Below are 14,355 nucleotides of genomic sequence, written 5' to 3' on the forward strand. Positions count from 1 at the left end.
CTTTTTATTTTGGAGGAATTAGTTTGAAAAAAACAATCACAAATGGGGTTCATTTAAATGTTCATGAGAGTAATAAATTCAAAACAACAGCGATCACAATTGACTTTGTTGCCCCGTTAAACTATGCAGATTATTCTGCTAGAACCATGGTTTCTGAAATGATGGAAAATTATAGTCACAAGTACGATTCAAAATTAAAGTTGGCTAGAAGACTTTCCGAACTATTTGGTGCCAGTTTTGGCACGAATGTGTTTAAAGTTGGCAATCGCAGTGTGTTGAGAGTGGTTATGAGCTTTGTTAATGACGAATTTACGTTGGATAATTCTGATGTTTTTGACGATGCGTTGACTTTTCTTTCAGAAGTTATCTTTCATCCCAACCTTGATGGTGAACATTACGTCAATGAACAATTTGAAATTCAACGAAAAAATTTAATTCAGTATCTAGATTCTCTTAATGATGACCATCGTTATTATGCAGCGAAGAGAGCTCGAGAGCTTTACTTTTCCGACCAACCCAATTATGCCAATTCAATCATTGGAAATCAGGAGCAAATTAAAAACTTAGAAAATGAGGCTGTTGTAAAAGAGTGGGAAAGCCTTCTTAAAAACGATGAGATTTATATTTCGATTTTAGGCGATCTCTCGGAGAAACAAACTCAGATGATTGAGACGCATCTGCCGTTTTTGCCCAGAAGGGAATTTAATGAGTCAATGAATCGCAATTTTAGCTCCTTACCGATCAGGACTCAGGTTGAAAAAATTAATGGAGAACAATCCAAGTTTGATTTAGCTTTTGATTTTCCTATTTTCGTAAATGATGATGACTATTACGCAGCAATTGTTTTTAATGCTTTGCTTGGGGGAGCCCAACAATCATTAATGTTTCACAATATTCGTGAAAAACATAGCTTAGCATATTACATTTCGAGTAATTATAATTCTACTTTGGGGTATGTGTTAATTGAAAGTGGCATTAACGCGGGGGACGTAGATCAAGTTAGCCAGTTAATTGATGAGCAAGTTAGTTTAATTCAGAAACAAGAGTATTCGGATCAGCGATTTTTAGACATTAAATCAGCATTGATTGATGGATATTATTCTAAATTTGATAGCCAACGCCGAACGCTTAATGGTGATTTTATTAATGAACTATATGGGATCGATTTGAGCTCCAGTCAATGGATTAATAGAGCTAGAGGCGTTACCAGTGACGATGTAAGTCAAGTAGCTTCGAAGTTTAAATTGCGGGCTAAATTTTTATTGGAAGGAATTAATAATGGTTGAAATTAAGTATGACAAGCTAAATGAAACGGTTTACCGCTATCAATTAGATAACGGAATGAAAGTATTTATTGACTCTAAGCCAGGCTTTCATTCGACCTACGGCATTTTAAACGTTCATTTTGGTGCAATTAATAATTTGATTTTGGAAAATAAACGATCCCGAAAGATGCCGCTCGGAATTGCTCATTTTTTGGAACATAAAATGTTTGATAAACAAAATTATGATTCAAGTGATCAGTTTGGCAAATTTGGATCGGATTCAAATGCGTTTACGAGTTTTGATCAAACCAGTTATCTTTTCAATACAACTAATCATGTTGGTGATAATTTAGATATTTTAGTTGATTTGGTTCAGCATCCGTATTTTGACGAAAAAAAAGTTCAAAAAGAGCAGGGCATCATTGGACAGGAAATTATGATGTATCAAGATGATCCCGGTTCTAGAATTTATTTTGATACGATCGGAAATATGTATCATAACTCTCCACTTGATCATGATATTGCGGGCACAATTGATTCAATTGCCAAAATTACGACAGAAGACTTGTATGCAATGTATAACCAGTATTATGTTCCAAACAATATGGATTTAATGCTCGTTGGAAATGTCAACGAGAGTGATGCGATTGAAAGGATTGAAAGACTTGAAAGAACCATTCCCTCAATTAGTCAATCTGAGATTTTAACCTTGAAGCGGCAAACGAATGATGCCATTAAGAAAAGCTCGATTATATCAGATGAGCATACTACTATGAATTTGACAACAAGGAAAGTTGCGGTTGGATTTAGAGGACCTGACGAGATTAGTAGTGGGGTCCAATTCACTAAAAACGAATTATCACTGGGATTGTTTTTGTCGATGATTTTTTCTGAAGATGCTGAGCCATATCAAAAACTCTATTCCAAGGAGATCATAAATGATTCGTTTGGTTATGACTTTGATCTAGAAGATGGTTATCAATTTGTGATCTTTGTAGAGGATTCAAATCGTCCAGAAGAGTTTCGAAAAGCCGTTGAACGTGAAATTAAGAATGGATTAAATGACGACGCAAAATTGTCTAAGATTTTTAACCTAATTAAACGAGAAGAAATTGGACAGTATATTTCACTTATGAATTCCAACTCGGCTATTGCGAATCAAATGGGAGATCCACTAAATGGATATATCAATCTTTTTGATGAAGTTCAAATCTTAAACCAACTTTCCGTTCATGAGGTAATTGATTTTGCTAGTAAATTCTTTGACTTTAATAAAACAACTTTGAAGGTTATTTCTTAATGTATATCTTTTTTTAAGGTAACGCGTTGTGATATACTGACAATGAAATCTAAAATGATGGGGTTTTACATATGGATAAAGAAGAAAAAAATCAAAAAAGTGTAAACATTGGTCAATTATTGCGTAAGGCTAGAGTTGACTCAGGAATTTCAATTGATGACGTTCAAAAGAAAACTAAAATTCAAAAACGTTATTTAGAAGCAATTGAACAAGATGACTTTAAGGCACTGCCTGGTGATTTTTACGTTCGTGCTTTTGTTAAACAGTTTGCAGATGCAGTTGGTTTAAACGGAAGCGAGTTTATTCAAAAATATGACTCCGAGCTTCCTGGTGGAGAAAAGTTTGGCTCTTCTGAGGACGATAACGGTGAGGGTCAAAATAACATTAAGGAAAATCCTCAACCAGTTCAGTCTGAGATGCCCAAACAACGTTCTGTTAGACATCACTCAACGAGTCCAGAATCAGGCCCTTCAGGATCTGGTGTGAAGAAACTAATTCCGATTGTTGGAATTGTGGTCATTGTGATTATTATCATTGGCGTCATCTGGGTTGGAGCCGGAAAGTTAGCTCATCACAATTCAGATACTACTTCAAGTACAACGTCTGTTTCCGTATCTTCGGATAGTTCAAGTTCGATGGCCAGCTCGCGTTCGAAGAAGGCCGCTCAGGATAAGGCCAAAGAGGCCAAAACAAAGAATCAGAATAATCAAGGAACCCAGATTGCTAAGGGTGCTAATGAGAACGAGTACAATGTTAAAACCAATGAAAAAGAAACAAAGGTCACTTTAAAGGGAAATGCTAAGTCTTGGTCAGCTGTTTCGGTTAATGGATCACAGGTTTGGCAGGGAACTTTAAATCCCAACCAGACTCATGATGTCACCATTCCTGCTAACACGAAAGAATTTAACGTTAACCTCGGCAATGCCCCCGCTACTGACATCACGATTAACGGTCAAAAAGCTAATTTAGAGAAGCCCGCTAACAATGGGAATGCTCAAGTTAGAAATGTCACTTTTAAAATTACAAATAAACTTTAACCCAAACCTAAATAACGATCTGTTAAAGATAGCAGGTCGTTATTTTAGCGTTTAACCTCAGGAGGATAAACTTTTGAACTTACCAAATAAATTAACTTTATTTAGAATAATTTTAATACCAATATTTTTAATTTTACTGGTTGTGCCAATGGATCTTGGCAGCGTGATGATCGTGGGAACCATGATTCCAGTTACACAGGTTTTAGCTACCGTGGTATTCATTGTGGCAGCGTTAACGGACTTTTTGGATGGTCAAATTGCGAGAAGACAACACCTAGTGACTAATTTTGGGAAATTCGCTGACCCGTTAGCGGATAAGATGTTGGTAATGTGTGCCTTCATTGTCTTAGTTGGTCTTGGCAGTGTTGCTAGTTGGATTGCGGCTATCATTGTTTGTCGTGAATTAGCCGTGACTGGTTTACGTTTAATTGTTGTTGAAAATGATGGTGAAGTTGTTGCGGCTGCGTGGCCAGGCAAGATTAAAACCTTTTTCCAGATGATTGCGATTATTATTCTGTTATTAAATAATGCATTATTTAATAACATTAATCTTCCGATGGGCCAAATCTGTTTATACATCTGCTTATTCTTTACCATTTACTCTGGTATTGAGTACTTTTACAAGAACCGAAAAGTTTTTTCTGATTCATTTTAATTAATACAGTTAGGAGTGGTTTGATGAATGCTGAAATAATATCAGTTGGGACGGAAATTCTCCTTGGTGAAATTACTGACACCAGTGCGCCCTTTATTGCGCGTCATCTGGCAAATTTAGGAATTGATGTTTACTTTCAAGACACCGTTGGAGATAATTACAAACGGTTAGAAGCTGTTATAAAGCTTGCTGAAAGTCGAAGCAACTTAGTGGTTTTAACAGGTGGGTTAGGTCCTACCGAAGATGACATTACTAAGATTGTGCTAGCTAAGCATTTGGGTCTTGGGTTAGATACTAATCAAAAAGCACTGGAAAAAATTAATCATTTTCATAAAAATTATCCAATGGAAAAGCCTCAAAATGCTGATATTCAAGCTGAATATATCCACGGTGCGACTGTATTACCAAACGATAATGGCTTTGCCGTTGGCATGTTTTTTACGACTAAGAACTGTGATTACTTGGTTTTACCTGGACCACCAGTTGAGATGCAACACATGTTTACTAAATATGCACTTCCAATTTTGACTAAATTAGCTAGTGGTAATCCCGTTATTGCTTCCAAAGTAATGCGTTTCTTTGGAATTGGTGAAACAGAACTTGAGGATCAATTAAAGCCCTTGATTTCTCATCAAACGAATCCAACTTTAGCAACGTACGCCAAGCGAAATGAAGTTACCCTAAGAATTACTGCGAGTGGAAAGAAAAAATCAGATGTCGATCATTTAATTGATGAAATGATCTTTAAAGTAAACTCAATTGTAGGGAAATATTTCTATGGTTTTGGTGATGATAACTCATTGGCTAAAGTAGCTGTTAATATCCTTAAAAAGAAAGCATTGTCGATCACTGCGGCAGAATCACTTACTGCTGGGATGTTTCAGAGTCGGCTTGGTGATGTCTCAGGTGTCTCTGAGGTTTTCCCAGGTGGATTTGTGACTTATTCGGTTAAAGTGAAAGAGGATGTCTTGCACATTCCAAGCGAAGTGATTGATAAGCATGGAGTGGTTTCATCTGAGACGGCTGTTTGGATGGCTAAAAATTCGAAAGCAATTCTCAATACTGACGTTTCGGTTTCTTTTACTGGAGTTGCTGGACCTGATGAATTGGAAGGACATCCTGCTGGGAATTTCTGGGTAGGAATTTCATTACCTGATGGTGAGGTTAAGACCCGTGAATTTAATTTTGGCAAGGATCGAAATGAAATTCGTGATTACGCTACAAAATGCGGTCTTAAAATGATTTATGATAATTTAAAGTGAAAATAGGAGGATATTGGTTCTCCTATTTTGTACATACTAGTTGACACTAATTTTTCTAAACTTTAGAATTAAGAAGTGAATAACGTTTATGCTAGTTATTTAAATAAATTTTTTATTAGTGATACGGAGGCATATGTAAATGATAGTTACAGTTGTTTCCGCTGTTATCGCTGTCGTTGTTGGTTTTTTGATTGGTCAGTTCACCTATAAGCAGGTATCTGAGAAGAAGTTAGATGCTGCTCATGAAAGTGCAAAAGATATCCTTTCTGATGCTGAAAAGCAAGCTGAAAACTCGCTTAAAGAAGCTAGTTTAGAGGCAAAAGAGAAGGGGAATGCTTATCGACTTCAAGTAGAAAAAGAGTTGAAAAAGCGTCGTCTTGAAGTTCAAAAACAAGAAGATCGTTTGTTGAAACGTGAAGAAACGCTTGATCGAAAGGATAGTGCGTTTGAGAAACGTGATAATTCTTTGGAACGGCAAGAAGAAAAACTTGAAAAAGAAAAGCAAGAACTGACAAAGAAACAACAAAAAGCAGATTCACTTATTGAAAAACGGCAACAGGAAGTTGCCAGAGTTTCTAATTTAACTAAAGAGGAAGCTCGTACGATGGTAATTGATGAGACTAAGCAAGAATTGGCTGATACCCGTGCTCAAATGATTAAAGAGAGTTACGATGCTGCTAAAGAAGCTTCTGCTAAGGATGCTAAAAACTTGATTGTTGAAGCACTTCAACAGAGTTCTGCTGATATTGTCTCAGAGACTACTGTGTCTGTAGTAACTTTACCCAATGATGATATGAAAGGTAGAATCATTGGACGTGAGGGTCGAAACATTAGAACCTTTGAATCATTGACTGGGATTGATCTAATTATTGATGATACTCCCAATGCGGTGGTTTTAAGTGGTTTTAATCCAGTTCGACGTGAAGTCGCCAAAATGGCACTTGAAAAGTTGATTAAAGACGGAAGGATTCATCCAGCACGTATTGAAGAAATGGTTGAGAAGAGTAAAAAAGAACTCGATGCTCAAATTCAAGAGACTGGGGAAAACGTTGTCTTTGATTTAGGGATTCATTCAATGAACCCTGATTTGATTAAATTAATTGGTCAATTGAAATATAAAATTTCATATGGACAAAATGTTTTATCACGCTCCATTCAAGTAGCAAAATTGGCGGGAGTGTTTGCTGCTGAGTTAGGTGAAGATGTTACATTAGCGAAAAGAGCGGGATTGTTGCGTGAGATTGGTCTGTCGTCAAATAGTGGAACTGATGTTTCATATGTTGATGCTGGGATTGATATTGCAAAGAAATATGGTGAGAGCCCAGAAGTAATTGATACAATTCAATTAGGTGGTCAAAAAAGTGAGCCACATTATATGATTTCAGAATTAGTTGATGTTGCCGATAAGATTTCAATGGCACGACCTGGTGCAAAGAGTGATTCACTTGAAAGCTTCGTTCATCGTTTAGATAAACTTGAAAAAATTAGTAATAGTTTTGACGAGGTTTCCAAGAGTTATGCAGTTCAGGCGGGTCGCGAAATTAGAGTGATTGCCAAACCCGAAAAGATTTCTGACACAGAAGCAATTGTACTTGCCAGAGATATTAAAGATAAGATTGAAAAGGAAATGAATCATCCTGGTCATGTCAAGGTAGATGTGATTCGGGAAGTCCGCTCAGTTGAATATGCCAAGTAAAAGATCAGAGATTATCCTGGTCTTTTTTATTTTGATTTATCAGTGTAAAATAAGGGTATTACAGTAGAAGATGGAGAGCGGATATGCGATTTTTATTTTTAGGTGACACGGTTGGCAATATTGGGGTGGCGACGGTAGAAAAATATCTACCCTTGCTAAAACATGACTTAAAACCACAGGCAACCATTGTGAATGGCGAAAATGCAACAAAGGTGGGACGTGGGATTAATCATGATCTTTATTTAAAAATTATGCATGCCGGAGCAGACGTGATTACTTTGGGGAATCATGCCTGGAATAATCCAGAAATTTTTGATTTTATTAATCAAACCCCAAATTTAATTCGTCCCCTTAACTATCCTGGAAAAGATGTCCCAGGAAAGGGCTACATAGAAATGAACGTTAATGGTAGGAAGGTAGCTGTGATTAACCTTCAAGGTCGCGTGTTTATGGATGAAATTGATGATCCATTTAGTAAAGTCGATGCGCTTCTTGATAAGCTACATACCAATGGGTTTAATATCATCTTTGTGGATTTTCATGCCGAAACTACTAGTGAAAAGAAGGCCATGGCGCTTCATTTGGATGGGAAAATCTCCGCATTAGTGGGTACCCATACCCACGTGCAGACTAGTGATGGGCAAATCTTACCAAGTGGGACGGCCTTTTTAACTGATGCAGGGATGACTGGACCAGATGATGGAGTGATTGGAATGAAGTTTGAACCCGTTATTAATAAGTTTATGACGGCACGCCCTAATCGTTTTGAGGTTCAAGAGACTGGCGCAGCAGTGTTGTCAGGTTGCTACATTGATGTCGATAACCAGTCTGGCAAAGCTAAAAAAATTAAGAATATTTTAATCAACAAGGATCACCCATATCAAGAATTTTAAAGAGGAGCGATGTTAATGGCAAAATCAAAACAAACTACGCCAATGATGCAACAATATCAAAAAGTTAAGGATCAATATCCTGATGCTTTTTTGTTTTATCGAATTGGCGATTTTTATGAATTGTTTAACGAGGATGCTATTAAGGGTGCGCAATTGTTGGAGTTAACTTTAACCAAACGAAGTAGGAAGTCAGATAATCCCATTCCGATGTGTGGCGTTCCTCATCAATCCGTTCAAAATTACATTGATACCTTAGTAGATAAGGGATACAAGGTAGCAATTTGTGAACAGATGGAAGACCCTCGGACTGCTAAGGGAATGGTAGATCGGGATGTTATTCAGCTAATTACGCCTGGAACTCAAACTGATGCCAATGCCGAAAATGCCAAGGTCAACAACTACTTAACCGCGGTTACTTATAATAAAGATGAGCATTCTTTTGGATTTTCTTACATTGATCTTTCTACAGGTGAGTTAAAGGTTAGCTTGTTAGCAAGCGATGAAGCTGTCTTAAACGAAGTGATTAATCTTAATTCAAAAGAGATTGTAGTTAACGACTCGATCGATGATAATTTGATTCATCAACTAAAGGAAATCGGTGTTCTTATTTCAAAAGAGAATCAAACTTCTGAGGTGGGGTCAAATGTCATTACTAATATTGATGATCCAACGCTAATTGACTCCCTTAAAATGTTATTAACTTATATTTCGGACACACAAAAGCGTAGTTTATCTCATATTCAACCAGCAGTTAGATATGAGCCAAGTTCTTTTTTGAAAATTGATCATAATTCGCAATATAATCTGGAACTAACTAAAAACATTAGGACCGGCAAAAAGAGTGGCACGTTGCTATGGATCGTTGACGATACTAAAACGGCAATGGGTGGTAGAAAACTTAAGCAATGGTTAGAGCGGCCGCTAATTAATCGGAAAGAGATTGAGCAACGCCAGAATCTAGTTGGGACGCTCTTAGATAATTATTATGAGCGGAGTGAGCTTTCCGACAATTTGATTAAAGTTTATGATTTAGAGCGACTTTCTGGACGAATTTCATTTGGCAGAGTAAACGGTAGAGACTTGATTCAGCTGGAGACTTCACTTGAACAAATTCCCAAAATTAAGCATGTTTTAAATGACCTAGATACTCCAGAGTTTGATGAAATTTATCAAAAACTCGATGATGTTAATGATGTGTATGAATTAATAAAAGACGCCATCGTTTCAGAACCCCCAATTTCTGTCACGGATGGTGGAGTCATTAGAAATGGTTATAATAAACAACTTGATCGGTATCGGGATGCCATGAAAAATGGTAAAAAATGGTTAGCTGATATGGAAGCTAAAGAGCGTCAGGAAACTGGGATCCATAACCTCAAGATTGGTTATAATCGAGTATTTGGCTACTATATTGAGGTATCGAAAGGTAATCTTGGTAAACTTGATGATAGTAGGTATGAACGTCTTCAGACACTTACCAATGCGGAACGTTTTTCAACACCAGAACTAAAAGAAAAAGAATCGATTATTTTAGAAGCAGAAGAGAAATCTAAAAGTTTAGAATATGAAATTTTTGCAGAGGTCAGAGATAAGATTAAAAAGCAGATTCCGCGAATTCAGAAGTTAGCGAGTGGGATTTCACGTTTAGACGTTTTGCAGAGCTTTGCGACTATTTCTGAGAAGTATCAATTTGTAAAGCCCAAGTTTAATAATGGTCATGATTTGAACATTAAAGCAGGACGTCATCCCGTTGTGGAGCGTGTGATGGGGGCTCAAAGTTATGTTCCAAATGATGTGATAATGAATCCAGATATTTCTGAATTATTAATTACTGGTCCGAACATGTCCGGTAAAAGCACATACATGAGACAGCTAGCTCTAATTGTAATCCTGGCACAAATGGGGTGTTTTGTTCCAGCTGATGCAGCCGAGATGCCCATATTCGATCAAATTTTCACTCGGATTGGTGCTGCCGATGACCTTATTTCGGGTAAAAGTACGTTTATGGTGGAGATGAGGGAAGCCAATGAAGCCTTGAAACATGCCTCCGCTAATTCATTGATTTTGTTTGACGAAATTGGACGAGGAACTTCCACATATGATGGCATGGCACTTGCACAATCTATCATTGAGTATATTCATGATAATATTGGTGCTAAAACACTATTTTCGACTCATTACCATGAATTAACCGAATTAGATCAAGAGTTAAAACATTTAAAGAACGTTCACGTTGGGGCAGTCGAAAAAGATGGCAACCTGGTTTTTCTTCATAAAATTATGAATGGACCAGCCGATCGTTCCTATGGGATTAATGTTGCTAAGTTAGCTGGCCTTCCTGATCAGTTGTTGAAGCGCGCTAGCACGGTTCTTTTAAAGTTAGAAGATGATGAGCAACAAAAAAGTAGTGATAATCATGTTACTCAGGATCAAGGTTCCGTTCATAAAGATAAACCAGCATCTACCACGCCATCTAGTTCAATTGATTTAAATGATTCAGAACAAATGGCATTGTTTAAAGTGGATGACCCCAAAAATGATAAGTCATTAGATAAAAACAAAAGTAAGATTATTGAGGACATTGAGAATACAGATCTTATGAGTAAGACTCCGATTCAGATCATGAATTTGGTGTATAAATGGAAGACTAAGTTAGAAAATTAAGGCGGTGATATTGTGTCCGAAATTCATCAATTACCGACAATCCTTTCCGATCAAATTTCAGCTGGAGAAGTTGTTGAGAGGCCAGCATCGGTAGTAAAAGAATTAGTTGAAAATTCAATTGATGCCAGTAGTAGTAAGATTGACATTGAAGTGGTTGATTATGGCCTTAAAAAGATTAAGGTGATTGATAATGGATCTGGAATTGCTCCTGATCAAGTTGAGTTGGCGTTTCGACGTTTTGCTACGAGTAAAATTAATAATAAACGTGATTTGTTTCGAGTTAAATCATTAGGATTTCGTGGCGAAGCGTTGCCTAGTATTGCCTCTGTCTCTGATGTGGAAATGAGGACTTCGGATGGTAGAGAACAGGGGTCTGAAATTAAAATTCATGGTGGCAAGGTTGTAAAGGTGGAGCCATCACAGGCACGAAGAGGAACATCGGTCGTCGTTTCTGATCTGTTCTTTAATACCCCTAACCGGCTAAAATATTTAAAGGCACCATCTACGGAACTATCTAAGATATCTGATATTGTCAATCGATTGGCTCTTAGCCATCCTGAAATTGCTTTTTCTTTGACTCATAATGGTCGCGAACTCCTACGGACTTCGGGTCGAAACAACATGCAACAAGTCATTGCTGGAATCTATGGCAATCGAAGTATGAAGCAAATGATTCCGATTAGTGCTGAAAATCCGGACTTTAAATTAAGTGGGTACGTCAGCTTGCCAGAATTAACTAGAGCAAGCCGTAAATATACATCTGTGATCGTTAATGGGCGATTTATTCGTGACTTTGGCATTGATCACGCGATTATTGATGGGTACGGATCAAAACTGATGGTTGGAAGATATCCGATTGTCGTTTTAAGTATCGAGATGGATCCAACTTTAGTTGATGTTAATGTACATCCTTCAAAAGAGGAAATCAGAATCTCCAAAAAGAAGGAATTAAGTTCATTCGTCTCACAAACAATTTATGATGCTTTAGCAAAACAAAATCTGATTCCGGATGCTATGAATAACCAGACTTTAAAAAATGGGGTTGCACGTCATAACTCTACGGAAATTTCACTTAATTTAAATCAACTCTATGAAGATCAAAATACACAAAAAAGTTCGATTCCACAGGTTAGTAAGTCAGACTCGATGAAGTCAGTGGCTAATCACAATGCTTATCCAGCTCATCATCAACCGATTATGATTTATCGAAAAAATGATTTAGATTCGAATTCCGCTCGTAAATTTAAAGCAAAGTACGAAAATGAAGAGGTCGACTTACCGTTTGGTGACAATCAGCAAAGTCCAAATTCGTCTCATGATTTTCCACAATTACGGTATGTTGGTCAAGTTCATGGTACGTACCTAATTGCTGAAAGTTCAGATGGGATGTATGTTGTTGATCAGCACGCTGCTCAAGAACGGATTAATTATGAATACTATCGAAGACAAGTTGGCAATGTGAGTGAAGACGAGCAGAAATTATTGGTTCCAATTGTTCTTGATTACACTTCCAGTGATGCTTTAATTATTTCAAATCATTTGGATCTTTTAGAGAAGAATGGAATCCATTTAGAGTCATTTGGGAAAAATAGTTTTGTCATTAGGCAGCATCCGGTTTGGTTTAAAGCTGGTCAGGAAGAAGATACCATTAAAGAAATGATTGACTGGGTTTTGAGTAATCAACAGCTTTCGATTGCACAGTTTAGAGAAAAAGCTGCCATCATGATGAGTTGTAAACGAGCAATTAAAGCTAATCATCATCTGGATAAGCGCCAGGCTCAGGCCTTGTTAGATAAATTACCACAGTGTGAGAATCCTTTTAATTGTCCCCATGGCCGTCCTGTTTTAGTTCATTTTTCTAATTCAGATCTGGAGACCATGTTTAAGCGAATTCAGGACCCGCATCAAAGTAGAGATGTGAATTTTTAATCCAATAGGAAATGAGTTGATTGTATGTATGAATACTTGTATGGGATGATTACGGATGTGACCCCCAAGTACATTGTTTTAGATGTTGATGGAGTTGGTTACTTAGTTTATGTAGCTAATCCCTATCACTATAGTACTGACCAACAGGTGCGAGTTTATATCCACCAATCGGTTTCAGACAATGGGATTGCATTATATGGATTTATTTCGTTAGCGGATAAACAACTTTTTGAACAATTACTGAATGTTTCAGGGATTGGAGCAAAAAGTGCCTTGGCAATTATGGCTGGTAATGACAGTAATGGTTTAATTAGTGCCATTAATGCTGGAAACATTAAGTATTTAACTAAATTTCCCGGAATTGGGAAAAAGACTGCCCAACAAATTGTGTTGGACCTAAAGGATAAGATTACATCTAATGACGTATTTGTTGGTAGTGTTTCGGTAAATGACGTTGAAGACACTGGAAATAAGCAGTTAGACGATGCACTGAGTGCATTACAAGCTCTTGGCTTTAAGCAACGCGAGGTTGATAAAGTTAAAACAAAACTACAGAAAATAGAAGCAGACTATACAACTGATCAATATATTAGTTCAGGTCTCAAACTATTGACTAAGTAGATTAGGAGGAAGTTAATGGCAGATGATCGAATAGTTTCTGGATCAAGTGATGATGAAAACGATGATTCTTTTGAAATGTCACTTCGGCCTCAAAGTTTTGACCAGTATATTGGTCAAGATGATTTAAAAAAGAAACTTAAGATTTACATTCAAGCCGCTAGGCAGCGAGAAGAATCGCTTGATCATGTCTTATTGTATGGACCACCTGGTCTTGGAAAGACCACACTAGCAAACGTGATTGCAAATGAGATGGGTGTTGATATGAAGACAACCACCGGTCCCGCCATTGAAAAAAAAGGTGATTTGGTGGCTCTTTTAAACGAATTAAAACCCGGTGATATTCTTTTTATTGATGAAATTCATCGTTTACCTAAAGAAGTTGAAGAGATGTTATATTCCGCGATGGAAGACTACTATGTTGACATTATCATTGGAAATGACGATTCAACCAAGCATCCCGTTCACTTTGAATTACCACCGTTTACGCTGATCGGAGCTACCACAAGGGCTGGGTTGCTTGATTCACCATTTAGAGATCGGTTTGGTATTGTTGAACGGATGAATTACTATAATGATCGTGATTTAGAAAAGATTGTGAAACGTTCAGCTAAAATCTTTCATAGTAAGATTAAAGAAGATGGTGCTCACGAAATTGCGCTGCGCTCCAGAGGAACTCCCAGAGTTGCTAATCGATTGTTAAAACGGGTGAGAGATTTTGCACAGGTGGCTAATCATGATGAGATTGATGTTGATAACGTTGACACCGCACTTAATGCCTTAGGCGTTGATAAGAACGGATTAGATCGAACTGATCTCAATTTGCTTTCAACGATGATCGACTTTTACGACGGTGGTCCAGTTGGATTAAACACTTTGGCTGCTAATATCGGTGAAGAATCGGAAACAATTTCTGAGATGTATGAACCATATTTGTTACAGATTGGATATCTCAAGCGGACTGCTCGAGGACGGATGGTAACCAGATCTGGCTATAAACATTTGGGCCGAAAATATCCTGAAGCTAATTAAATTA

The 14,355-nt window shown here is 37.3% G+C and carries 11 protein-coding genes; all 11 read left to right on the forward strand.

Annotated elements, in window-relative coordinates:
* Positions 1-23 precede the first annotated feature (23 nt).
* The gene (gene yfmF, locus AC6UDE_RS05765) at positions 24-1,286 is read left to right on the forward strand and encodes an EF-P 5-aminopentanol modification-associated protein YfmF (protein WP_500696876.1); all 1,263 of its coding nucleotides are present in this window, start codon (positions 24-26) and stop codon (positions 1,284-1,286) included.
* Complete coding sequence (yfmH, locus tag AC6UDE_RS05770) at positions 1,279-2,565, forward strand: EF-P 5-aminopentanol modification-associated protein YfmH (protein ID WP_500696877.1); 1,287 nt, start codon at positions 1,279-1,281, stop codon at positions 2,563-2,565. The genes yfmF and yfmH overlap by 8 nt, the downstream gene beginning before the upstream one ends.
* Positions 2,566-2,636: 71 nt before the next feature.
* The gene (locus AC6UDE_RS05775; protein WP_500694380.1) at positions 2,637-3,602 is read left to right on the forward strand and encodes a helix-turn-helix domain-containing protein; all 966 of its coding nucleotides are present in this window, start codon (positions 2,637-2,639) and stop codon (positions 3,600-3,602) included.
* A gap of 73 nt (positions 3,603-3,675) precedes the next feature.
* Positions 3,676-4,257: a CDP-diacylglycerol--glycerol-3-phosphate 3-phosphatidyltransferase gene (gene pgsA, locus AC6UDE_RS05780; RefSeq protein ID WP_500694381.1), complete on the forward strand. Its 582-nt coding sequence runs from the start codon at positions 3,676-3,678 to the stop codon at positions 4,255-4,257.
* A gap of 23 nt (positions 4,258-4,280) precedes the next feature.
* A complete protein-coding gene (locus AC6UDE_RS05785; protein WP_500696878.1) occupies positions 4,281-5,519 on the forward strand; it encodes a competence/damage-inducible protein A in 1,239 nt (412 codons plus the stop codon).
* Positions 5,520-5,658: 139 nt separating this feature from the next.
* Positions 5,659-7,215, forward strand: coding sequence for a ribonuclease Y (gene rny / locus AC6UDE_RS05790; RefSeq protein ID WP_500696083.1), 1,557 nt, complete (start codon positions 5,659-5,661; stop codon positions 7,213-7,215).
* An 83-nt stretch (positions 7,216-7,298) separates the two neighbouring features.
* Positions 7,299-8,108 (forward strand): TIGR00282 family metallophosphoesterase, encoded by an 810-nt coding sequence (locus AC6UDE_RS05795; RefSeq protein WP_500696879.1) that lies wholly within the window; start codon positions 7,299-7,301, stop codon positions 8,106-8,108.
* A gap of 15 nt (positions 8,109-8,123) precedes the next feature.
* The gene (gene mutS, locus AC6UDE_RS05800; protein ID WP_500696880.1) at positions 8,124-10,772 is read left to right on the forward strand and encodes a DNA mismatch repair protein MutS; all 2,649 of its coding nucleotides are present in this window, start codon (positions 8,124-8,126) and stop codon (positions 10,770-10,772) included.
* 12 nt (positions 10,773-10,784) lie between these two features.
* The gene (gene mutL, locus AC6UDE_RS05805; protein ID WP_500696881.1) at positions 10,785-12,701 is read left to right on the forward strand and encodes a DNA mismatch repair endonuclease MutL; all 1,917 of its coding nucleotides are present in this window, start codon (positions 10,785-10,787) and stop codon (positions 12,699-12,701) included.
* A 24-nt stretch (positions 12,702-12,725) separates the two neighbouring features.
* The gene (gene ruvA / locus AC6UDE_RS05810) at positions 12,726-13,322 is read left to right on the forward strand and encodes a Holliday junction branch migration protein RuvA (RefSeq protein ID WP_500696882.1); all 597 of its coding nucleotides are present in this window, start codon (positions 12,726-12,728) and stop codon (positions 13,320-13,322) included.
* Between the two features lie 15 nt (positions 13,323-13,337).
* Entirely contained in the window at positions 13,338-14,351 is a 1,014-nt protein-coding gene (ruvB, locus tag AC6UDE_RS05815) for a Holliday junction branch migration DNA helicase RuvB (RefSeq protein ID WP_500696883.1), read from the forward strand.
* Positions 14,352-14,355 lie beyond the last annotated feature (4 nt).

The organism is Fructilactobacillus sp. X2R5C3 (assembly GCF_059901325.1).